The 23,632-nt window shown below is 53.1% G+C and carries 18 protein-coding genes and 1 other annotated feature; of the genes, 7 read left to right on the top strand and 11 right to left on the bottom strand.

What is annotated here, in order from left to right:
• Positions 1–117: 117 nt before the first annotated feature.
• The 3 genes from adk to AC07NP_RS00610 form a co-directional block, all read right to left on the bottom strand.
• Positions 118–762: an adenylate kinase gene (adk, locus tag AC07NP_RS00620; protein WP_276292543.1), complete on the bottom strand. Its 645-nt coding sequence runs from the start codon at positions 760–762 to the stop codon at positions 118–120.
• Between the two features lie 291 nt (positions 763–1,053).
• Positions 1,054–1,959 (bottom strand): glycyl-radical enzyme activating protein, encoded by a 906-nt coding sequence (locus tag AC07NP_RS00615; RefSeq protein ID WP_494659253.1) that lies wholly within the window; start codon positions 1,957–1,959, stop codon positions 1,054–1,056.
• Positions 1,960–1,967: 8 nt separating this feature from the next.
• Entirely contained in the window at positions 1,968–4,259 is a 2,292-nt protein-coding gene (locus AC07NP_RS00610; RefSeq protein WP_494659252.1) for a pyruvate formate lyase family protein, read from the bottom strand.
• A gap of 241 nt (positions 4,260–4,500) precedes the next feature.
• Between AC07NP_RS00610 and AC07NP_RS00605 the strand changes: the two genes are divergently transcribed.
• Together AC07NP_RS00605 and AC07NP_RS00600 are read left to right on the top strand one after the other, a co-directional pair.
• Positions 4,501–6,414 carry a PTS fructose transporter subunit IIABC gene (locus AC07NP_RS00605; RefSeq protein WP_494659251.1) on the top strand — a complete coding sequence of 638 codons (1,914 nt, stop codon included), beginning with the start codon at positions 4,501–4,503 and terminating at the stop codon, positions 6,412–6,414.
• A gap of 37 nt (positions 6,415–6,451) precedes the next feature.
• Complete coding sequence (locus AC07NP_RS00600; RefSeq protein WP_203358633.1) at positions 6,452–7,138, top strand: GntR family transcriptional regulator; 687 nt, start codon at positions 6,452–6,454, stop codon at positions 7,136–7,138.
• A 59-nt stretch (positions 7,139–7,197) separates the two neighbouring features.
• On the opposite strand, the gene htpG is transcribed toward AC07NP_RS00600, so the two are convergent.
• The 6 genes from htpG to AC07NP_RS00570 form a co-directional block, all read right to left on the bottom strand.
• A complete protein-coding gene (htpG, locus tag AC07NP_RS00595) occupies positions 7,198–9,072 on the bottom strand; it encodes a molecular chaperone HtpG (protein WP_494659250.1) in 1,875 nt (624 codons plus the stop codon).
• A 111-nt stretch (positions 9,073–9,183) separates the two neighbouring features.
• Positions 9,184–9,789, bottom strand: a complete 606-nt coding sequence (gene recR / locus AC07NP_RS00590; RefSeq protein WP_192611416.1) for a recombination mediator RecR — start codon at positions 9,787–9,789, stop codon at positions 9,184–9,186.
• Positions 9,789–10,118, bottom strand: coding sequence for a YbaB/EbfC family nucleoid-associated protein (locus AC07NP_RS00585; protein WP_003021764.1), 330 nt, complete (start codon positions 10,116–10,118; stop codon positions 9,789–9,791). The genes recR and AC07NP_RS00585 overlap by 1 nt, the downstream gene beginning before the upstream one ends.
• 53 nt (positions 10,119–10,171) lie before the next feature.
• Positions 10,172–12,100, bottom strand: coding sequence for a DNA polymerase III subunit gamma/tau (gene dnaX, locus AC07NP_RS00580; protein ID WP_494659249.1), 1,929 nt, complete (start codon positions 12,098–12,100; stop codon positions 10,172–10,174).
• Positions 10,775–10,839: a sequence feature (DnaX frameshifting element), on the bottom strand. Its footprint overlaps the gene before it by 65 nt.
• A gap of 114 nt (positions 12,101–12,214) precedes the next feature.
• Entirely contained in the window at positions 12,215–12,766 is a 552-nt protein-coding gene (gene apt / locus AC07NP_RS00575) for an adenine phosphoribosyltransferase (RefSeq protein WP_203358637.1), read from the bottom strand.
• A gap of 151 nt (positions 12,767–12,917) precedes the next feature.
• Complete coding sequence (locus tag AC07NP_RS00570; RefSeq protein ID WP_203358638.1) at positions 12,918–13,295, bottom strand: DUF454 family protein; 378 nt, start codon at positions 13,293–13,295, stop codon at positions 12,918–12,920.
• A 69-nt stretch (positions 13,296–13,364) separates the two neighbouring features.
• On the opposite strand from AC07NP_RS00570, the gene priC reads away from it, so the two are divergent.
• Together priC and rsmS are read left to right on the top strand one after the other, a co-directional pair.
• Positions 13,365–13,892, top strand: a complete 528-nt coding sequence (gene priC, locus AC07NP_RS00565; RefSeq protein ID WP_494659248.1) for a primosomal replication protein N'' — start codon at positions 13,365–13,367, stop codon at positions 13,890–13,892.
• A gap of 14 nt (positions 13,893–13,906) precedes the next feature.
• Positions 13,907–14,062 carry a pleiotropic regulatory protein RsmS gene (gene rsmS, locus AC07NP_RS00560; RefSeq protein ID WP_276292553.1) on the top strand — a complete coding sequence of 52 codons (156 nt, stop codon included), beginning with the start codon at positions 13,907–13,909 and terminating at the stop codon, positions 14,060–14,062.
• Between the two features lie 30 nt (positions 14,063–14,092).
• Here the strand turns inward: rsmS and mscK are convergent, their stop codons facing one another.
• Entirely contained in the window at positions 14,093–17,455 is a 3,363-nt protein-coding gene (mscK, locus tag AC07NP_RS00555) for a mechanosensitive channel MscK (protein ID WP_203358641.1), read from the bottom strand.
• Between the two features lie 120 nt (positions 17,456–17,575).
• Complete coding sequence (acrR, locus tag AC07NP_RS00550) at positions 17,576–18,229, bottom strand: multidrug efflux transporter transcriptional repressor AcrR (RefSeq protein ID WP_494659247.1); 654 nt, start codon at positions 18,227–18,229, stop codon at positions 17,576–17,578.
• Between the two features lie 139 nt (positions 18,230–18,368).
• Here acrR and acrA point away from each other — a divergent pair, with 139 nt between their 5' ends.
• The 3 genes from acrA (at position 18,369) to tomB (ending at position 23,609) form a co-directional block, all read left to right on the top strand.
• On the top strand, positions 18,369–19,562 hold the full coding sequence (acrA, locus tag AC07NP_RS00545) for a multidrug efflux RND transporter periplasmic adaptor subunit AcrA (RefSeq protein ID WP_203358643.1): 1,194 nt from the start codon (positions 18,369–18,371) through the stop codon (positions 19,560–19,562).
• Between the two features lie 22 nt (positions 19,563–19,584).
• Positions 19,585–22,734 (top strand): efflux RND transporter permease AcrB, encoded by a 3,150-nt coding sequence (gene acrB, locus AC07NP_RS00540; protein ID WP_203358644.1) that lies wholly within the window; start codon positions 19,585–19,587, stop codon positions 22,732–22,734.
• Between the two features lie 500 nt (positions 22,735–23,234).
• Positions 23,235–23,609, top strand: coding sequence for an Hha toxicity modulator TomB (gene tomB, locus AC07NP_RS00535; RefSeq protein WP_012133514.1), 375 nt, complete (start codon positions 23,235–23,237; stop codon positions 23,607–23,609).
• Positions 23,610–23,632 lie beyond the last annotated feature (23 nt).

The raw sequence follows: 23,632 nt of genomic DNA, 5'->3' as shown, positions 1-23,632 counted from the left end.
ACCGCCTCTTGTCCATTCATATTGCGGAGAATTGTAGCGGAAAAGTGAGGAAGAAGAACTAATTGCTGTGAGAGGTATAAAAATTCACCCGGCGGGTGCCGGGTGAAGATATGGCGATTAACCGAGGATTTTTTCCAGGTCGGCACGCACAGAAGCCACGGCCTGAGTACCGTCAACTTTCGCGTATTGGGTGTTACCCGCTTCGGCTTCTTTCTGGTAGTAACCGATCAGCGGCGCGGTCATCTGATGGTATTCGACCAGACGCTTACGTACGGTTTCTTCCTGGTCGTCTTTACGCGTGGTCAGCTCGTCGCCGGTCACATCGTCTTTACCTTCCACTTTTGGCGGATTGAATTTGACGTGGTATACACGGCCAGATGCCGCGTGAACACGACGACCCACGATGCGATCAACAATCAGCTCGTCCGGTACGGCAAATTCGAGAACGTAATCGACCACGATGCCCGCGTCTTTCATGGCGTCAGCCTGCGGAATCGTGCGAGGGAAACCGTCGAGCAGAAAACCGTTGCGGCAGTCTTCCTGAGCGATGCGTTCTTTCACCAGTGCAATAACCAGCTCATCGGTCACCAGTTTACCGGCGTCCATGATGTCTTTTGCTTGTTTGCCCAGCTCGGAACCCGACTTCACTGCGGCACGCAGCATATCACCGGTGGAGATTTGCGGAATACCATACTTCTCCATGATGAACTGAGCCTGAGTGCCTTTACCCGCGCCCGGAGCGCCAAGCAGAATGATACGCATTACGAAAATCCCCTTAAAGGTTGTCGATATTTTTTAAAAAGCGCTAAACGATACCACCATCACGCAATTGGCTCAAGAAAGGCGCCTTCCGCTGAAACGGTTAACAGTAGGATATCGTGAAATATTTTGAATCACGCTTTTATATACTCTAAATAATTCGAGTTGCAGGAAGTTGGCAAGTGCGCGAATCCCCAGGAGCTTACCTAAGTAAGTGACTGGGGTGAGCAAACGTAGCCAACGCACATGCAGCTTGAAGTATGACGAGTAATATTCTGCTTGCGGAATCTGCCCCTACCCCCGACGCACCGCTTTTCCTCCCCCCTGATTCAGAACGTCCAGAGCCTTCGCCACGGTCGCGTCGTCCGGTACGGCAATCGTGCAAACCGGGATCTGCCCCAGCTCACGATGTTTCGCCATCCCTAAATTATGGTATGGCAATATTTCGGCATGCTGGATCGCGTCGTAACGGGCGGTGATCGCGCGGATCGCCGCAAGATGCTCGTCATTGAAGTTATACCCCGGAATGAGCGGGCAGCGCAGGACAACCTTTGCGCCAATCTCATTGAGCGTTTCCAGCGTCGTCTCCACCACGCGTTTGGCGATACCAGTATACGATTTATGCGCACGCACATCGGTCATTTTATAATCGAGCAGAAAAAGATCCACCCAGGGGGCTATCTCGCGATAGCGCTCAGGGCGCGATGCGCCGTTGGTTTCAATACAGACGTGCAAACCCGCGGCTTTCGCCGCTTTTGCAAGGGCTAACGCAAAGGGGAACTGGAACATCGCCTCTCCCCCGGATAACGTTATTCCGCCCCCCGTTTTCTCAAAGTAGGGCTTATCCTTGATGACCTCGGCGATGATATCGTCAACATCCCGGGTCTGACCGTAGATTTTAAGCGCTTGCGCCGGGCACGCCTCAACGCAGCGTCCGCACGCCTGACAGGCAGAGTAGTCAATCTCATGCCGCCCTTGTGCAAACTGGTGGCAACCGTGCGGGCAAACCTCAGCACATCGCTGACATTGCAGGCACTTATGCTCCATAAACGCCAGTTGCTTTTCCGCTCTCAGCGATTCTGGGTTGTGGCACCAGACGCAGCGCATCTGGCAGCCTTTCAGAAATACCGTGGTGCGGATCCCTGGCCCATCGTGGAGAGAAAATTTCTGAATATCAAAAATCGTGCCCGTCTCGCTCATCGCGCACCTCAGTCGTTCAGCGTACGGTTGAGGATTTCCTGCTGAACATCTCTGTCCAGATTGACGAAGCGCGCGCTGAACCCGCCGACTCGCACAATCAGATTGGGGTATTTTTCCGGGTGCTGATACGCCGCCTCCAGTTCGCCCTTGCCCACCACACTGACCATCAGTTGCGGCCCGCCCCGCTCAAAATACGAGTGCATTAACGCCTCAACCAGCGGGCGACGGGTGTTGAACAACCCTTTACTGAATTTGATGTTTTGTACCGAACCGGCGTGATATTTCGCGTCCAGTTTCAACAACGAGTTAAGCATCGCCGTCGGGCCATTTTTATCCGCGCCGCTTTGTGGGTTGTTGGCATTGCTCATATAAATGCCTTTGTGTCGCCCATCCGCTGACGCGCTGGTGGCACGTCCCCATTCGGTATTCACCTGGTTGTTGATGATCACCACCAGATAGCTGTCCAGCCCAACCCGCTTCGCCGCGTCACGCACGCCGTTGCAGACATAGCGATGCTGCATAACCGCAAGGTCATCGGCAGCGTCGTCGTCATTGCCGAACTTCGTTGCGGCAATCAGCGCGCGCTTCAGGTCATCGTACCCCTGGAAATCCGCTTGCAGCGCCGCAATCAGCGTCATGTAGCTGTAGCGTTGCTCGGTAAAAATGACCTGTTTGATCGCGGTCAGGGAATCCGCTGCATTGGTGTTTCCGTAGGTTTCGTTAGTCCCGCCCAGGTAACGCGCGCCGCCATCAAGAAGGGCTTTACCGCGCGCCACGCAGTCTGCCGTCAGCAGTGAGGTGAATAAAAATCCGACTTGCTCATTCATCACCTGATAAGACAACGCCTGGGCGCGCGCCGTGGTGTCAATGTAGTAATCCAGTAAGCGCTGGTAGTTACTGAGCACATCATCAAAGCAGGTAATCTGTTCTGGCTGAATTAATGCCACACCACCGCTTTTCTCTTTGCCATCCCAAAAATCAATGCCGCCGCTGAGCGAAATATTGAGAATTTTAAGTAAGTTCATGCAGGTATTCGGCGTGCCGACGCTTCTTCCGGCCAGCACGAACTCGCCGCAGCCAAAGGGGACGTACTGCTCAGCTTCCACTTCCGGCACCTGCATAGCATTCATCACTGCCGGAATATTCACGTCATCGTTATACAGAATGGGATAGGTCAAACCGGTGCCAATTACCGCCAGCGCCTGTTGCCAGATAGCACTATCCATCCCCTCATAGATACGCAATGTAAATTGCGGTTCCGTATCGCCATTTTCTTCGACGGCCTGAATCGCCAGGCGGCAATAGACATCGGCATTTTTCGGGTTGCGTCGCCCTTTCCCGCCGACAACAACGCGGCCGTTCACCGTGGTTTTACGCGCTTCAATCAGACGATAGTGGGAGCGAATACAGTCAATGGCCTGCCGTTCGGTCAGTCTTCCGGCCTGAAGATCCGCCACCAGCAGATCCCCAAGATAGTCATCCATGCGCCCATAGTTCACCACGCCCGCACACAGGCTATACAGCCAGCTCAACTCAACCCCCTGAATAAAGGTGGCCGGTTTATCATTGCGGATGGCAGCCAGTTCACTCATTAACAGCACCAGATGCTGACAGCGATCGGTATCCGTGCAATTCATCATTTCGTCTGCGGCAAGCTGAATGTGTCGGTCAATCACCTGCTGCAAAATGCCCAGCACATCGCGGAAGGCGTGATACAACTGAACCGCCGTCTCATCCTTCACGCTTTCAGCCAGTTTCTGCTGTTGGTCAATGCGCAAAAGCAGCCCGCCGATCCCCAGATCCATCAGCTGCGGATAATCCAGATACATCCCGCTTAAGCGCGCGGTGGCGATCGCCGGAAAGTTAACATCGACAAACTTGCCCAACGTGTCGTCGGTGAGCGCCTGGCGGAAATAGACCGTACGGGTGTCATGCTCGCGCCAGAAGTGCTCAAGCGCATCGACTCTCTCCCGCTGGGCTTCTGTTTCCAGCGTTTCACGCAGCTGGCTTAACTTCGCAAAATGGCAGTAGTGGCCAACGCCGCCCACCGAGGTGACGCAACCAAAGCCAATCGGTAGCGCATCGACACGTCCGAGAATAAGATCGTCGGCAAAAGGACGGCGGAACAGCGTGGGATAGAGTTCCTGCAGGCAGCGAACTTCGCGTGCAAAGCGCTCCGGCGTTGACTGAAATGCCCGGGTGTAGGCTTCCATGATCGCGAGTTGCTCTTCCGGGCTTTTTTCACACGGGATCTTTTTATTCACGTCGACTTGTTCGGCGATAATCGGTTGTTTGCTCACTGTCCTGCCTCCATAAAAATCGTCCCTCTATTAACTTGTAATTACAAATAACCGTCTTTGACCTAAATCAAGAATCCTGAAATGAACAAATCATCACCAGGTGTATTGTGTGAAATCGCCAGCAAATCCAAATAAACGGCGTCATACGTGGCTCAAGTCATGATCAATATCAAGATCCCCTACAGGGTAAACTTTTAGCCTCTGCGAAAGTTGTAAATACAAATAATCGTGAGAGTCTACTGTGAAGATAAACGACCTTATTCATCCGGCGTTGATTTGTCTGGATCTCAAATCAAGCCAAAAAGAGGCAGCGCTGACTGAACTCGCAGACCTTTTATTCAGCGAGAATAAAATTCGCCACACAGGGGAATTTATCCAGGAGATATGGGCAAGAGAAGAGACGGGAAATACCGGATTTGAAGGCGGTGTTGCACTTCCGCACGCCCGTAGCAGCTGTGTTTTATCGCCTGCCGTCGCGATTGGCATCAGTCGCCAGGGTATTGATTATGGCGCTGAAGATGGGCAACCCACCCACCTGATCCTGATGATCGCCTCGGCGGAACAGGCCAGTGAAGCCCACATAGAGGTTCTGGCGCAGATCTCTTCCCGACTGGTGGAAGATGACAGCGTCAGCCAGATCCTCGCCTGTCAGGATGCTCAGGCGGTCACGGATTATTTCTGCCAGTCCAGTGAAGCGTCTACCGAAACGATAAGCACCGCCGCCTCACGCGGACTGATCATCGGCGTGACGGGTTGCCCGGTGGGGATTGCACACACCTACCTGGCCGCAGAGATGCTGGAAAAAGCGGCCGCAGAGATGGGCTATGAGGCGATTGTCGAAACCAACGGCTCCATTGGCGTAAAAAATGCGCCGACCGGGGACGATATCGCCCGGGCTGACGCCATAATTGTCGCCTGTGATAAGCAGGTCGATCTGGATCGCTTTAACGGTAAGAAAGTGGTCATCACGGGCGTCAAAGCCGCCATCAAAGATGCGCAAGGGTTAATCAACCAGGCGCTGGCGGCGCAACCTTACCAGGCAAAAGGCACAACCAAAACGCAGGCATCGACCACATCGGTACGTAGCCAGTTATACAAATCGCTGATGAACGGTGTCTCGTACATGATCCCGTTTGTCGTGACCGGCGGGCTGATGATCGCCCTGGCGCTGGCGCTGGGCGGTGTGCCGACGCCGTCAGGACTGGCTATCCCGGAGGGCAGTTTATGGAACCAGGTGCTGAACGTCGGCGTCGTCGGGTTCACTCTAATGATCCCAGTCCTCGCCGGGTATATCGCTTACGCGATTGGTGAACGGCCAGCGCTCGCGCCAGGACTTATCGGCGGCTGGATTGCCAATACCGGTTCGTTTTACGGCGCCAGCGCAGGATGTGGGTTTATCGGTGCGATCATTGCCGGGCTGCTGGTGGGCTATTTCATCCGCTGGTTGACCCATCTTTCCTGGCACAAAATGTTGCTACCGCTGGTGCCGATCATGATCGCTCCTATTGCGGGCACCGCGTTTATCGCCGCGTTATTTATCTTTGTCATCGGCGCGCCGGTCGCCGACTTGATGGCCTTCCTTAACCATATGCTGACCAACCTTTCCACCGGCAATATCATTCTGATTGGCCTGGTGATGGGACTGATGCAGGGCTTTGACATGGGCGGTCCCTTTGGCAAAGTGGTCTTTATGTTCAGCGTGGGTCTTATCGCCCAGGGGCAAACGCAGTTTATGGGCGCACAGGCGGCAGCCATCCCGGTTGCTCCGCTGGGCATGGCGTTGGCGGCCTTTATCGGCAGGCGTTTCAGTTTGTTTGACGAGGAAGAGTACGAAAACGGTAAGGCCGCAGCAGCGATGGGGCTGGTCGGGATTTCGGAAGGCGCGATTCCCTTTGCCGCCCGCGATCCGCTGTCGGTGATCCCGGCTAACATGATTGGCTCTGCGGTGGCATGCATACTGGGCTTTGTTTTCAGCCTGCACTGCAATGTCGCGCATGGCGGCCCGATCATTGTGCTGCTGGGCGGTTTTGATCAGCCGTTAATGGCGCTCATCGCAATGGGCAGCGGCATTATCACCACTGCTGCAATTGCTATTGCGCTCAAACGACTTAGAATGACGAAAAAGCAGCAATTTCTCGTTCAACCGCAAGCCTAACAAAGGGCGCGTCGTAAGACGCGCCACAACGGACGCCATGAAGTATCTTGATATCTATCTGTTGTTAAGAGAGAAAATCCTTAAAGGTGAATACGCTGCCGGTGAGCCGGTAGAAGGTGAACATGCCCTTGCAGAGCGCTACGGCGTCAGCCGCCCCACCATTCAGAAAGCCGTTGCGCGCCTGAAAAGGGAATCGTTCGTCCATACCCGACAAGGTTCAGGGATCTTCGTTAATCCACCCGAGTTTTACCAGGACAACAATGTCATTACGCTGTCGGAACGTATTCACCGGGATCAAACGCTGGATAACGTGGTGCTCAGTTATGATATTCAGTCGACCTTTACTGAGGTCGCGGCGCAGTTCGACTTACCGCCAGAGACCGCGTTGATTCACTATCGTCGAATGCGGATCATCAACCAACAGCCCGCTATCATTGAAGAAACCTGGATGCCGCAGGCGTTATTCCCGGCGTTTACTCAGGAAAACTGCCGCCAGTCAGTGCTTCACTACATTGAGCAAACCTGTGGTTACGCCATCAGTCACGACGTCAAAATATGGTCGGGAAAAATACTCAATGCGGATGAAGCCTGGCTTTTGCGGTTACCGGAAGGGCAAGTGAGTCTCTGCATCACCCACAAGGTCTATTTACAAAGCGGTGAACTGGCGCAGTACACGCAGGAAACGTTGGCGACAAATAGCGTGACGACGGTGTCGATGCGCTAAAACGAAAAAAGGGCAACCTGCGTTGCCCTTTTGTGGTGATGCTCAGTGTCTTGTAAAAATTACGACACCAGCAGCTGATTCATACGGCGGATGAACTGGTTAGGATCTTCCAGCGTGCCACGTTCGGCGAACAGCGCCTGATCCAGCAACAATTCAACCCACTCTTTGAACTGTGCTTCATCCTGGGTATCCGCAGTGCGTTTCACCAGCACGTGATCCGGGTTGAGTTCAAAGATGTATTTCACCTCTGGTACCGCCTGGCCCGCAGCAGCGAACAGTTTCGCCATCTGGGTGCTCATTTCGTCCGCATCGGTGGTCACGATGGCCGGCGTATCCGTCAGACGGTGCGTCAGACGCACTTCTTTCACACGGTCACCCAGCAGGGTCTTCACTCGCTCAACGAACGGGGTCAGCGCTTTTTCCGCTTCTTTCGCGCTTTCATCCACTTCATCCGCCAGCTTATCGATAGACTCGTCAGCTTTGGCAACGGACTGGAACGACTTGCCGTCGAACTCGGTCAGGTAGTTCATCATCCACTCATCGATGCGGTCAGAAAGCAGCAGCACTTCGATGCCTTTCTTACGCAGCAGTTCCAGATGCGGGCTGCTCTTCGCCGCCGCATAGCTGTCTGCGGTGATGTAGTAGATCTTCTCCTGCCCTTCTTTCATCCGGGAGATGTACTCTTCCAGTGAAACAGTCTGCGCGGAGGAGTCGGTGTGCGTAGAGGCGAAACGCATCAGTTTGGCGATCGTTTCCTGGTTTGCGTTGTCTTCCGCCGGGCCTTCTTTCAGCACCAGACCGAACTGCTTCCAGAATGTCTGGTATTTTTCCGCGTCGTCTTTCGCCAGTTTTTCCAGCATCTGCAATACGCGTTTGGTCAGCGCGCTGCGCAGATTGCGGGTCACCGTGCTGTCCTGCAGAATTTCACGGGAAACGTTCAGCGGCAGATCGTTGGAGTCTATCAGGCCACGGACGAAGCGCAGGTAGTTCGGCATGAACTGCTCAGCGTCATCCATAATAAACACGCGCTGAACGTACAGTTTCAGGCCGTGCTTGTGATCGCGGTTCCACATGTCCCACGGCGCCTGAGACGGGATGTACAGCAGGCTGGTGTACTCCTGCTTCCCTTCCACACGGTTGTGGCTCCAGGTCAGCGGGTCAGTGAAGTCGTGAGCAATGTGCTTATAGAATTCGTTGTATTCGTCGTCTTTAATGTCAGATTTGTTACGCGTCCACAACGCCTGCGCTTTGTTGATTTTTTCCCAGGAAACCACGGTTTCACCGTCTTTCTCTTCCTGTTTTTCAATCTCTACCGGCAGTGCGATATGGTCGGAATATTTGCTGATGATGGAACGTACGCGCCAGTCATCGAGGAACTCGTCTTCCCCTTCACGCAGGTGCAGGGTGATTTCCGTTCCGCGATCCGCTTTCGTGATATCGGCAACCGTGTATTCGCCTTCACCGGCAGATTCCCAGAACACGCCATTTTCCGGCTTGTCGCCCGCCGCACGGGTGCGTACGGTCACTTTATCGGCAACGATAAACGCGGAGTAGAAACCGACCCCGAACTGACCGATAAGCTGGCTGTCTTTCGCCTGATCGGAGCCCATGGATTCGAGGAAGGACTTGGTGCCGGACTTCGCGATGGTCCCCAGATGATCGATAACATCGTCACGGTTCATCCCCACGCCGTTATCGGCAATGGTCAACGTACGCTTATCTTTATCGAAGGAGACACGCACACGCAGCTCACCGTCGCCTTCGTACAGGTCCGGGTTAGACAGCGCGCGAAAACGCAGCTTGTCTGCCGCATCCGAGGCGTTAGAGATAAGCTCACGCAGGAAGATTTCTTTATTGGAATACAGAGAATGGATCATCAGGTGCAGAAGCTGTTTTACTTCTGACTGAAAACCGCGGGTTTCTTGTCCTTTCATGTAGATCTACCTCAACAATGCCATTTTTAATGGTAAAAAACACGTTGAGAGGGAAATGGGGACGAGCGTGAGGGATTTCAAGCGGAGGCCGCGGGCACGACCTCCGTTTGTTTAGAATTTAATCTTATGACGCCCGGCAAGAGAGTGCGAAAGCGTAGTGCCATCAACCATCTCCAGCTCGCCGCCGACCGGTACGCCATGGGCGATACGGCTGGCTTCAACGTCATATTGCGCGCAAAGCTCGGCAATATAGTTTGCCGTGGCTTCCCCTTCGACCGTTGGGTTGGTCGCGAGGATCACTTCACTGAGTTGCTCGGCTGCCAGTCGCTGCTCCAGACGGTCAAGACCGATATCATCCGGCCCAATACCGTCCAGCGGCGACAAATGCCCCATCAGCACGAAGTAACGCCCGGAAAATTGCCCGGTCTGCTCAATGGCGTAGATGTCCGCAGGACTCTCTACGACACAAATTTGACCGTTCTCCTGACGACGCGGATTCGAACAGATGTTACACACGTCCTGCTCGGTGAAGGTGCGGCAATCGGCGCAGTGGCCGATCTCCGACATCGCCTTCGTCAGCGCCTGCGCCAGACGCATCCCGCCGCTGCGATCGCGTTGCAGTAACGTGAACGCCATACGCTGCGCTGACTTGGGGCCAACGCCCGGCAGGCAACGCAGCGCTTCCATCAGCTGTGTTAACAGCGGGCTGGTTTGCATCAGAACGGCATCTTAAAGCCTGGCGGCAGTTGCATGCCGGAGGAGACGGATGCCATTTTCTCTTTCTGGGTCTCTTCAATGCGACGAGCCGCATCGTTGAATGCCGCAGCAACCAAATCTTCCAGCATCTCTTTGTCGTCTTCCAGCAGGCTTGGATCGATCTCCACGCGACGGCAGTTATGCGCGCCGTTAATGGTCACTTTCACAAGGCCAGCACCAGATTCGCCAGTCACTTCCAGCTTGGCGACTTCTTCCTGCATCTGCTGCATTTTTTCTTGCATCTGCTGGGCCTGTTTCATCAGGTTACCCAGACCGCCTTTACCAAACATAGGCTTCTCTCTCAATCACGTTAAGGGATGACGACCATAAGCACAGCTTACGATCAAATGGGGCGGATACTCTCTTCGTCCAGATCTGCGTCGAAGAAACGGCGCAACGTCTGAATGTTATTATCCGCAATAATCGACTCACGCGCCTGCGCGAGTTTCTCTTCATAAATCGCCTGACGCCACTCCAGCGGCGTTCGCACCGCAGGATTATCGTCTTCAACGATGGTCAGTTCAACCGGTGAGCCCGTTAAGGCGCTTAACGCCTCAGCTAACTTTTGCTGCGCACCGCTGGAATTGAGGTGCCGCTGCGTAGAACGCAGGTGCAAACACACGACATTGCCGTTTTCCTCTTTCCACGCGTTTAACGCGACCTGCTCCACCAGTTTTGGCAGTGAAAGCTGGCTCACCTGCGCAGCCCACGGGTCGCGCTCAATCGCTTCCGCCGCCAGTTTGGCCGCCAGCTCTGGCGTTTTTTCATGCTCCAGCGCTTTTTTCAGCGCTTTCGGCGTGGCGACCGCCTCTTTCACTTCAACAACGGGATTGGTTGTCTTCCAGCGATAGGCTTCTTTCTTCGCGGGCGTCTTTTCCAGCGCAGAGACTGCCGGGCGCGCCTGAACACGTTCAGAAACGGAGGCCAGTCTTTCCAGCGCAGCATTATTCACCGGCCGCGCGCGGGTAGCGGCTGCCGGTTCACTCTTTTTTGCTTTGGTTGCTCCCTGAGCACGCTGCAGCTGACTACGCGCCGCCAGCACCTGACTGGTAGATTCCGGTAGCGGAGCCGCAGGTGCCTGATACGCAGGCGCTGCGTGTTGTGACACCGGAGTCGGGGTCACGACCGCTGTCGGGGCGACCGGTGCAAAAGCGGGTTGCGAAACCTCTGGCTCCGGGAGCGGCATACGCGGGTGGAATGCCAGCGCACGCAGTAGCGTCATTTCAACGCCCATCCGCCGGTCCGGCGCATAAGGCAGCTCTTTACGACCGATTAAGAGCGTCTGATAGTAGAGCTGAATGTCGGTTGGCGGCACTACCCGCGCCAGTTCACGCATGCGCTGTTCAATGGCTGCCATGTCGCTACCGAGCGCCGCAGGCGAAAGCTGCACCATCGCAATGCGGTGCAGCAGACCCAGCATCTCAACCAACAATGCTTCCCATTCGATACCCCGCGCGGCCGCCTCATTCACCAGCGACATCACACGCTCGCCGTTGGCTTCCACCACGGCTTCAACAAGAGAAAGCGCCTGGTCATCGTCCAGCGTACCGAGCATCGCGCTCACCGCCTGAGTGGAGACCAGACCGTCGCCGCTGGCGATCGCCTGGTCCGTCAGACTCAGCGCATCGCGCAAACTGCCGTCCGCCGCGCGGGACAACAATTGCAGTGCGCGCGGTTCATGGCTGATGTGCTCTTCGTTGAGAATATGCTCAAGCTGATGGCGGATTTGATCGACATCCAGCGCTTTGAGATGAAATTGCAGACAGCGCGAGAGGATCGTCACCGGCAGTTTCTGCGGATCGGTGGTCGCCAGCAGAAACTTCACATGGGCTGGCGGTTCCTCAAGGGTTTTGAGCAGCGCGTTAAAGCTGTGGCGCGACAGCATGTGCACTTCATCGATCAGGTAGACCTTGAAACGACCACGCGCAGGCGCGTACTGGACGTTATCCAGCAGGTCACGGGTGTCTTCAACTTTGGTGCGCGACGCGGCATCGATCTCAATCAGATCGACAAAACGCCCCTGCTCGATTTCACGACAGTTATCACACACGCCGCATGGGGTGGCGGTAATGCCGGTTTCACAATTCAGCCCTTTCGCCAGCAAACGGGCGATAGAGGTTTTCCCGACGCCACGGGTGCCGGAAAAAAGATAAGCATGATGAATACGCCCTAACGACAAGCCGTTCGCCAGTGCGGTCAGCACATGTTCCTGGCCGACGACGTCAGCAAAGGTTTGTGGGCGCCATTTTCGGGCTAAGACCTGATAACTCATTGGCAGGCTCTGAAACGCTGGAAGGTGGATTCACGAAGGGGTAATGCTAACACAACCTCGCAGATACAGCGAGGTTGTGTCTCTTGCTAATGCATCAGGCGCAGATAGCCTGAATCAATGTCCCGGGAAAGGCACCAGGCTATAGCACGTCAGACCCTGTTTTTCCAGGCGCTGCTCGCCGCCGAGATCAAACAGATTGATGATGAAGGCCGCATCCGTCACTTCACCACCCAGACGACGGATCAGTTTTACGGTCGCTTCAATGGTTCCACCTGTTGCCAGCAGATCATCGACGACCAGAACTTTGTCGCCCGGTTTGATGGCATCTACGTGAATTTCCAGCTGATCGGTGCCGTACTCCAGTTCATAGCTTTCAGCGATCGTTTCACGTGGCAATTTACGTGGTTTACGTACGGGAACAAACCCAACGTCCAGGCCCAGTGCTACCGGCGCGCCAAACAGGAAGCCACGCGCTTCGGTGCCGACGACTTTGGTGATGCCCGCATCTTTGTATCGCTCAACCAGCAATTCAATGCTAAGCGCGTACGCTTTCGGGTCTTCCAGTAAGCTGGTGACATCGCGGAAAAGAATGCCCGGTTTTGGGTAGTCGTGAATGCTTTTGATGCTATTTTTAAGAAACTCAAGCTGCTGTGCAGTCGCGGTCATGGATGTATGCCTGCTAAGAACGGTGTTACTCACGGCGCAATCATATCGGGTCAAGGTAACGATTGTTTAACCTTTGACCGCCTGCGCCTGTGCTCGAAAACGGTCGAATTTACTGGCTGTTGGCAACAATTGCAACAGCGATTATGGTGCTTCAGTGCTTTTGTTGCTTTTCATCAATCACCGGGATCCGCCACAGAAAAATCAGCAGACAGCTTAAAATTGCCAGTAACAGGATCCGGACCCACATCATATTGACCAGCCAAAGAGAAACGCCGAAGGTAATCAAAATAAGGATGATCGCCCGAGGCTTGGCACCAGGAGGCATCGCATGATGCTGTTGCCAATAGCGAAGGTATCCGCCAAACCACGAACGATAGAGTAACCAGTCGTGAAAGCGTGGCGAGGAACGGGCGAAGCACCAGGCCGCCAGCAAGATAAAAGGCGTGGTGGGCAACAGCGGCAGTACAACACCCAATGTTCCCAGCACTACCGCCAGCCAGCCAATAATGATTAAAATAATACGTTGCATAATAAGAGTATCTGGAACACCTGAATGCTACTTTAGCATAACGGTTATCATTTTCATCGGAGTGTTAAATTGAAAACCGACATGCTGTTACAGAAGCTGGAAGAGCAACTCATTGACCTGCGCCAGCGTTGCGCTCCGCAGGCGTTGCATGCAACCCTCAGCCCTCGCTTTGACCGCCATCTTTTTCATACACGCAGCACATTGCTACAGGCCTATCTCGAGGAAGCCGGGGAAAACCTGACCGCCCTGCGCCATGCCGTTGATCAGCAGCAGTTGCCCCAAATCGCCTGGCTCGCTGAGCATCTTGCCTCCCAGATGGAAGCGATCTCTCGTGAAACCGCCTCGTGGTCCCTCCGGGAATGGGACAGTGGCTCTCCGGCTCTCACCCGTTGGCAACGCAAACGGGTTCAGCACCAGCAATTTGAACGCCGTTTGCTGGAAATGACCCAAGAGCGTAAAGCCCTGCTCGCCAGGGCAACTCGCCTGGATGAACAACAGAGATTGCATCGTGAAGTTGAAGCCTATGAGGCCCGTCTGGCGCGCTGTCGCCACGCGCTGGAAAAAATAGAAAACGTTCTGGCACGTTTAACCCGCTAACCCCCGGAGACGCTATGTCGCTTGAAAACGCCCCTGATGAGGTCAAACTGGCCGTTGATTTGATTATGTTATTAGAAGAGCACAACGTCGCGCCCGACACGGTGCTGAAAGCGCTGGAGATTATAAAGCGGGACTATGAAAGGAAAACTCAGCAGCTCGCCTCCTCATAGGAAGAGAGCTGCTGGAAGAAGAGAACGTGTTTACCCTATCGCTGGCGTCGGATCGTCGCCTTTGATCTCGCGTTTCACTTCTGTCACCTCATCCCCTTTCTCGTTGCGCAGATGCACTTCAAGCTGGTTAAAGGCGATGTCGATATTGTTTTCACGGCACAGACGATCGATAGCACGGTTCAGTTCATCTACCGTATGGCTACGATCGCGCAGTTCACGCACATATAAACGCAGCTCGTGATCCAGCGTGCTGGGGCCAAAGGTGGTAAAGAATACCGCCGGTTCTGGATCGTGCATCACTTTCGGGTGTTCCGCCGCTGCCTGCAACAGCACTTTTTTCACTTTGTCCAGATCCGAACCGTAGGCCACACCAAGACGGATCACCAGACGTGTGGTGGTATCCGAGAGCGACCAGTTGATGAGACGCTCGGTCACAAACGCTTTGTTCGGAATGATCACCTCTTTACGATCAAAGTCGGTAATGGTAGTGGCGCGAATGCGGATCTTGCTTACCGTTCCCGAGAAGGTACCAATTGTGACCGTATCACCAATACGTACCGGGCGTTCGAACAGAATAATCAGACCCGAAACAAAGTTACCGAAGATCTCCTGCAAACCAAAACCAAGACCGACCGACAGGGCCGCTGCCAGCCACTGCAGTTTGTCCCACGACACACCAAGCGATCCAAACACCGTCATTGCGCCAATGGCAATGATCGCATAATTGAGGATCGTGGTGATGGCGTAAGACGCACCCTGGCGCATTTTCAGGCGCGAGAGCACCAGCACTTCCAGTAACCCCGGTAAGTTGCGGATCAGCGCCCAGGCCACCATGGAGGCGATAATGGCAAACAGCAGACTGCCCATGGTGACGTTTTTCACCACGGCTGCGCCCGCTTCCGTACCGTTGTAATGCCAGAGCGTGATGCTATCGAGATAGCTGAACACGGTGATCAAATCAGACCAAATTGCCCAGAACAGCACGCCGAACAGCGCGATCATCAGCAACATGGTGATACGCAGCGTTTGCTGGTTAACCTGTTCGAGCGCAATGGTCGGCTCTTCCTGCGGCTCGGCACCTTCCGCGCCTTCTTTGACCAGATTCTGACGACGCGCCAGTGCGCGACGCCAGGCAATACGGCGGGCGGCAACGCTCAATCCACGCAGTACCGTCTGATACAGCAGGTTCCAGATAATCACCAGATAGACAGTTTCAATCCAGCGACCTGACAGACGCAGTGTCGTATAGAAATAACCGGTCGCCGTTAAGACCATCAGCGCAATAGGCACGATTGATAACACCGTGATGGTGACCAGTCGCAGGCCATGCGATTCTTTGTCGCGCCAGCTTTCGCGGCACATCGGCCACACCAGGAAAGCAATCAGCAGCAGGTTCAGGAAAATGACTACCTGACCCAGCACATCGTCCATCAGATGCAGGGGCGAAAGCTCCGCCACCACAGACCAAAAATTCAGGGGCAGTAACGCGAGGCTGATACGCACGATCTGGCGGCGCCAGTGGCTGGTCAGCTGTGCTGGCATACCAAAGTGGCGTACTGCGACGCCCTCTTTCTCCAGCACTTTCCAGCACAAACCAAACACCAGCCAGAAAAGCGCCATTTTTTTACTGAACGCCCACAGGAGATCGCTGATGTTAAGCTGCATGGTGAGCAGGATCAGACCGGCGGCAAGGATGACCAGACACACCGGTAAGGCGCGAATCAGATCAATGAGAATCGCTTTTGGCGTGTTGAGCTGGCTGTCATTACGCAATGACCCCACCGCTGCGGCTAATTTTTGCTGGTAAGCTTTGAGCCAACCCAGCCGCCAGCGTATGAGACCGGCGATCAGTAATAAGGGTAATCCCGCCAGAAAAGCAATAAACACCGCAGGCCAGGCCTTTTCCCAGTTTACGGTGATTTTCATCGACTTAAACTGATCTTTCAGCGTCTGCGGGAAGGCTTTAATCCAGTCCCAGTCCATCGGGCGGTTACTGTTAACCCAGAAAATCTGCTGAGTGAGGATCTCTTTCAGGTTTTTGGAGACGCTCATTAACTGCTGCTGATTGATCTGCAGGTTAATGGCCATCATCAATTGATTGCCCAGCTGTTTGTTCAGTTGATCAAGCAGTTCGCGGCGCATTTCGACCACCTGTAGCAGCGCGTCGTGAACCTCATCATTAACCTCTTTGGCGTGCCCTTCTTCCAGTTTGGCGACAAAGGCATCGCTCTGAAACAGCGCGTCACGCTGCTGGTTGACTTCAAATTGCTCAAGACGCAAATCCGCAATGCGGTTGGTCATGTCTTTCAATTCGTCGGCTGACGGCAGGGTTTGCTGTTGCTGATAAAGGATACGAGACAGCAGCAGGCTGCCTTTGAGAACCGCGATTTGTTCCTTAATATTGCGTTCCGATTGCAGCGCGCGGTCAAGCCAGTTTTTGACCTTAATATTTTGCTGCATCAGCGAGTTGCCGTTTTCCGTGGCCGAGATCAGCCGCTGGCTCAGTTGGTGGTTGATCTCCAGCTCCTGATTCACCAGCGGGTTCGCCTGAATACGCGTTGTCTCATCCGGATTGACCGCTTCCTGCGCCGTTTTTTCCGTCAACGTAAGGCGTTTACTGTTTACCGCTTCCTGTAACAGCTGAAGCTGGTGTTCCAGTCGGTTGCTGTTTGCCGTCACATAATCACGCTGCTTTTGCAGGGTATCCTGCAAGACCGTATTGCCTTCCAGACTCTTACGCTGTTGATCTATCTGCGCATTGAGCAACACTTGCTGCGTCAGGAGCAGCACCTGCTGGCTTGGGCGGAGCGCCGCTTCGCCCACATTGGTGCCATCCAGTCGATTACGAATTTGTTGCAGCTGCTGTGAGGCGGTGTACATGGCGTTTTGTACCCGCTCTGGCTGCGTCTGGAGGGAAACGAGTTGGCTGTTATAGGCCGCCAGATCGTTTTGCGCGCTTTGCAAATCATCCAGTAATTGCGCAACGCGCAATTCAAGCTGACGCAATGAGAGTGTGCTAAGTGTTTTTCGCGTTTCATCATCGTTGTCGACGTCGCTCAACGCATTGAGCGCATCTGACGCCTGGCGCATTTTTTCCGGAGCCTGCGCCACTTTCTGACGCAACTGAACGGTCTCATCTTTCACCCGCTCAATTTTATCGAGCGTCTCCAGTGTCTCAAGAAGATCCTGCTGTACCAGCTTGTCCTGCGCAGAGAGGTCTTTTTGTTTGCTCAGCGCGTCCAGTTGGCTTTGCACATCGGCTTTCGTCGGCAGGTCACCATTCGATTGCGCGCGCGCAAATGCAGATGACTGGCAGGACAGCAGCAGGATGAAGAAAAAAAAGGTTATAAAAACAAGATGCTGTAAACGTTTATTAAGCTGCAACATAGTCATGAGAATGAAGGTTTCTGAACCGAAAGAACGACCGAAAATAGTCAGGCCGCAAGAATATCACGGCTCAGACAGACAAAATAGCAGGATGAAAAGCGTCCAGGAAAATTCCTGGAAAGGGTTTCAGGGCGTTTCGCCAGATAACTGAACCCGCAGCGTTGGACAAAATTGATACATCTCCAACAGAATAGCGACATAATCGCGCGCCTCCTTTTTAAGGTCAAAAGACTGCGGGGCGAATAACCAGTTTTCCATTATGCCGGAGATATAACTGCGCATTAATATCGCCGCCCGGCGGGTGTTAAGATTTTCGGGTAGCATTTGCGAATTAATACAATGCATTAGCGTTTGTTCAATGCGATCATAACTTTCCAGACAGATGCTTCGCTGGGCCTGCTGAACGACAACCATCTCCCCAACAAACTCGCATTTATGGAATATAATCTCCATCAGCAGCCGTCGGCGCTCTTCTGTCACAGTGGCTTCAAGAAGATAGACTAGAATCTCTCTTAATACTGATAGTGGATCGTCGGGGAATTTTGCCTGATACTCAATCTCAAGCTCACCAATATTGGATTCTGATAGTTCCCAGATTTCGCTAAATAAATCCGACTTGTTTTTGAAATGCCAATAGATTGCACCGCGCGTGACGCCAGCAGCTTTTGCAATCTCCACGAGCGAGGTGGATGATACACCTTGTTGCGAGAACAGACGCAGAGCTACATCCAGTATGTGTTGTCGTGTTACCAGCGCTTGTTGTTTGGTTTTTCGTGCCATATGTTGGTGAATTTACAGGCGTTAGATTTACATACATTTGTGAATGTATGTACCATAGCACGACGATAATATAAACGCAGTAATGGGTTTATGGGCTAGACCATTGATCAATTTGAAATCGGACACTCGAGGTTTACATATGAACAAAAACAGAGGGTTAACGCCTCTGGCGGTCGTTCTGATGCTCTCAGGCAGCTTAGCGCTAACAGGATGTGACGACAAAGAGGCCCAAAAAGGGGGCCAGCAGAAGCCAGAAGTTGGAGTTGTGACGCTCAAAACTGAACCTCTGCAGATAACGACTGAACTCCCGGGTCGCACCAGCGCTTTCCGTATTGCGGAAGTTCGCCCTCAGGTAAGCGGTATTATCCTGAAGCGTAATTTCACGGAAGGCGGTGACGTCGAAGCAGGTGTGTCTCTCTATCAGATTGATCCTGCGACTTATCAGGCAGCTTACGAAAGTGCAAAAGGTGATTTAGCCAAAGCGCAGGCGGCGGCGAACATCGCACAGCTGACCGTTAAGCGTTACCAGAAACTGTTGGGCACGAAGTACATCAGTCAACAGGATTACGATACCGCGCAGGCGGATGCACAACAGGCGAATGCCGCTGTTGTGGCCGCAAAAGCCGCCGTCGAATCCGCACGTATCAATCTGGCCTACACCAAAGTGACTTCGCCTATCAGCGGTCGCATTGGTAAATCGTCTGTCACTGAAGGTGCACTGGTACAGAATGGCCAGGCCACTGCGCTTGCCACCGTCCAGCAACTCGATCCTATCTATGTCGATGTGACACAGTCGAGCAATGATTTCCTGCGTCTCAAGCAAGAGTTGGCGAATGGCACGCTGAAGCAGGAGAACGGGAAAGCCAAGGTCGATCTGGTTACCAACGACGGTATTAAATTCCCGCAATCCGGTACGCTGGAGTTCTCTGACGTGACCGTTGACCAAACCACTGGGTCGATTACGTTACGCGCTATCTTCCCGAACCCGGATCACACCTTGCTGCCAGGCATGTTCGTTCGTGCGCGTCTGGAAGAAGGGACGAATCCAACCGCACTTCTGGTTCCGCAGCAGGGTGTGACGCGTACCCCGCGTGGTGAAGCCAGTGCGTTGGTTGTTGGTGCGGATGACAAAGTGGAAACCCGTCAGATCGTCGCTACTCAGGCGATCGGCGACAAGTGGTTGGTGACTGAAGGTCTTAAGTCGGGCGACCGCGTGATTGTAAGTGGGCTGCAAAAAGTGCGTCCTGGCGCGCAGGTAAAAGCACAAGAAGTGGCTGCTGATAACGAACAGCAAGCCGCGAGCGGAAGCCAGCCTGAACAGTCTAAGTCTTAACTTAAACAGGAGCCGTTAAGACATGCCTAATTTCTTTATCGATCGCCCTATATTTGCGTGGGTGATCGCCATCATCATCATGTTGGCAGGGGGACTCGCGATCCTCAAGCTGCCAGTAGCGCAATATCCTACGATTGCGCCGCCAGCAGTATCGATATCCGCGACCTACCCTGGCGCGGATGCCAAAACAGTGCAGGACACTGTGACACAGGTTATCGAACAGAATATGAACGGTATCGATAACCTGATGTACATGTCCTCAAACAGTGACTCCACGGGTACCGTGCAGATCATCTTAACCTTCCAGTCTGGTACCGATGCGGATATCGCACAGGTTCAGGTGCAGAACAAACTGCAACTGGCAATGCCGTTACTTCCTCAGGAAGTTCAGCAACAGGGTGTTAGCGTTGAGAAATCATCCAGTAGCTTCCTGATGGTCGTGGGCGTCATTAACACTGACGGCACCATGACTCAGGAAGATATCTCGGATTACGTCGGTGCCAACATGAAAGACGCCATCAGCCGTACGTCCGGTGTGGGTGACGTTCAGCTGTTCGGTTCTCAGTACGCAATGCGTATCTGGATGGACCCGAACAAACTGAACGACTTCCAGCTGACGCCGGTTGATGTGATTACCGCAATCAAAGCGCAAAACGCCCAGGTTGCTGCCGGTCAGTTGGGTGGTACGCCGCCGGTGAAAGGCCAGCAACTTAACGCATCAATTATCGCGCAAACGCGTCTGACCTCCGCCGATGAGTTCAGCAAAATTCTGCTGAAAGTGAATCAGGATGGTTCTCAGGTTCGCCTGCGTGACGTCGCGAAAGTGGAGCTGGGTGGCGAGAACTACGACATTATTGCTAAGTTCAACGGTAAACCAGCCTCCGGTCTGGGGATCAAACTGGCGACCGGCGCAAACGCGCTGGATACCGCTGCGGCGATCCGTGCCGAACTGAAAAAGATGGAGCCGTTCTTCCCATCGGGTCTGAAGATTGTTTACCCGTATGACACCACCCCCTTCGTGAAGATCTCTATTCACGAAGTGGTGAAAACGCTTGCGGAAGCTATCATCCTCGTGTTCCTGGTAATGTATCTGTTCCTGCAGAACTTCCGCGCGACGCTGATTCCGACCATTGCTGTTCCGGTGGTCCTGTTGGGTACCTTCGCCATCCTCGCGATATTCGGCTTCTCGATAAACACCCTAACGATGTTCGGGATGGTGCTCGCCATCGGCCTGTTGGTGGATGACGCCATCGTGGTGGTCGAGAACGTTGAACGTGTTATGGCGGAAGAAGGCCTGCCGCCAAAAGAAGCCACGCGTAAATCCATGAGCCAGATTCAAGGCGCACTGGTCGGTATCGCGATGGTACTGTCTGCGGTATTTATTCCGATGGCCTTCTTTGGCGGCTCCACCGGTGCAATTTATCGTCAGTTCTCTATCACCATCGTTTCGGCAATGGCCTTGTCGGTACTGGTGGCCTTGATCCTGACGCCAGCCCTGTGCGCCACCATGCTCAAACCTATCGCCAAAGGCGATCACGGCGAAGGCAAGAAAGGCTTCTTCGGCTGGTTTAACCGCATGTTTGATAAGAGTACGAACCATTACACCGACAGCGTAGGCAACATTCTGCGCAGCACCGGTCGTTATCTGCTGCTCTATCTGATCATTGTGGTTGGTATGGCATACCTGTTCGTTCGCCTGCCAAGCTCCTTCTTACCTGATGAAGACCAGGGCGTATTCATGACGATGGCCCAGCTACCAGCGGGTGCGACTCAGGAGCGTACGCAGAAGGTGCTGGACGAAGTCTCGGACTACTATCTGACCAAAGAAAAAGACAACGTTGAATCGGTCTTTGCCGTTAACGGCTTTGGTTTTGCGGGTCGTGGTCAGAACACCGGTATCGCGTTCGTCTCTCTGAAAGACTGGAGTCAACGTCCGGGTAAAGAGAACAAGGTAGAGGCGATTACAGGTCGTGCCATGGGGGCGTTTTCGAAGATTAAAGACGCCATGGTATTTGCCTTTAACCTGCCTGCGATTGTTGAACTGGGTACAGCGACCGGCTTCGACTTCCAGCTGATTGACCAGGCGGGGTTAGGTCACGAGAAACTGACCCAGGCGCGTAACCAGCTGTTTGGCGAAGTGGCTAAGCATCCTGATTTGTTGGTTGGCGTACGTCCTAACGGTCTGGAAGATACGCCGCAATTCAAGATCGACATCGATCAGGAAAAAGCGCAGGCACTTGGCGTTTCTATCAGTGACATTAATACAACGCTTGGCGCAGCTTGGGGCGGAAGCTACGTAAACGACTTTATCGACCGCGGTCGTGTGAAGAAAGTTTACGTCATGTCTGAAGCCAAATACCGTATGTTGCCGGAAGATATTGGTAACTGGTATGTGCGTGGTAGCAATGGACAGATGGTACCGTTCTCCGCCTTCTCCACTTCTCGCTGGGAATACGGTTCACCGCGTCTGGAACGCTATAACGGCCTGCCTTCAATGGAAATTCTCGGCCAGGCTGCAGAAGGTAAGAGTACCGGTGAAGCCATGGCGATGATGGAACAGCTGGCCAGTAAACTGCCATCCGGTATCGGTTATGACTGGACAGGTATGTCTTATCAGGAACGCTTGTCAGGCAACCAGGCCCCTGCCCTGTATGCAATTTCACTGATTGTCGTGTTCTTGTGTCTGGCAGCGCTGTACGAGAGCTGGTCAATTCCGTTCTCCGTCATGCTGGTGGTTCCGCTGGGTGTTATCGGTGCATTGCTTGCCGCCACCTTCCGCGGCCTGACCAACGACGTTTACTTCCAGGTAGGCCTGTTGACAACCATTGGGTTGTCGGCGAAGAACGCGATATTGATCGTCGAATTCGCCAAAGACTTAATGGATAAAGAAGGTAAAGGTCTGATTGAGGCAACGCTGGACGCCGTTCGTATGCGTTTACGCCCCATTCTGATGACGTCTCTGGCGTTTATCCTGGGGGTTATGCCGCTGGTAATCAGCTCCGGCGCAGGCTCCGGCGCGCAGAACGCCGTCGGTACAGGCGTAATGGGCGGGATGGTTACCGCAACCGTTCTGGCAATCTTCTTCGTGCCGGTCTTCTTTGTGGTGGTTCGCCGCCGCTTTAGCCGCAAGAATGAAGACATTGAACATAGCCATTCGGTAGAGAATCACTAATTCATCCTCTTAACAAAGGCCGCGCAAGCGGCCTTTTTATTGGATAAAATTCATAAAAAACGCTTATTGTCAGTTCATTTATTTTATCCAGGATAAATAAGGCATATAATCCATAGATTGCCAAAGGCTATTCCTGAACTGTTTGGTAATTTTTTATATTCTTATTAATTAAGAAATATTAAGACTATTCCTGGTACTTTCTACGTTGCGACAAGCAGTTAGCACAAGTTGTGACGTCCAAAGGGGGTAACTTGATGAATTGCAAACGTAATAAAGATTTTTCCTCATTCCGCGCCAGCGCATATGTCTGCTAAAATGGGTAAAATTGGCTGCTGTGACCTAATTCGCCCTAATTGTAATTTTTCGTAATATGACGATGAAATCTTTTTTAGAGTGGATTATAGTTAAATCATCAAGAGAGAGGGTAAGTTCCAGGTCAGTAAGTTGTATCCATCCCGAAGGTGTTCGGTTAGTTCAAGCCACTAAGAAGGGGATGCGTTATGGATGAATACTCACCCAAAAGACATGATATCGCACAGCTTAAGTTTCTCTGTGAAACCCTGTATCATGACTGCCTTGCAAACCTTGAAGAAAGTAACCATGGCTGGGTTAACGACCCAACATCGGCGATCAATCTCCAGCTTAATGAGCTGATAGAGCATATTGCAACCTTCGCACTTAATTATAAAATTAAGTACAATGAGGACAATAAGCTGATTGCGCAGATAGATGAATATCTGGACGACACGTTTATGTTGTTCAGCAGTTATGGCATTAATGCGCAGGATCTTCAGAAATGGCGAAAATCGGGAAACCGCCTGTTTCGCTGTTTTGTCAACGCCACCAGGGCTAATCCTGTTAGTTTGTCTTGTTAAAAACTATTACAATCATAGGTAAG

Source organism: Citrobacter sp. GW821-FHT07H02 (assembly GCF_059418505.1).
This window is presented reverse-complemented; position numbering and strand designations above follow the sequence as displayed.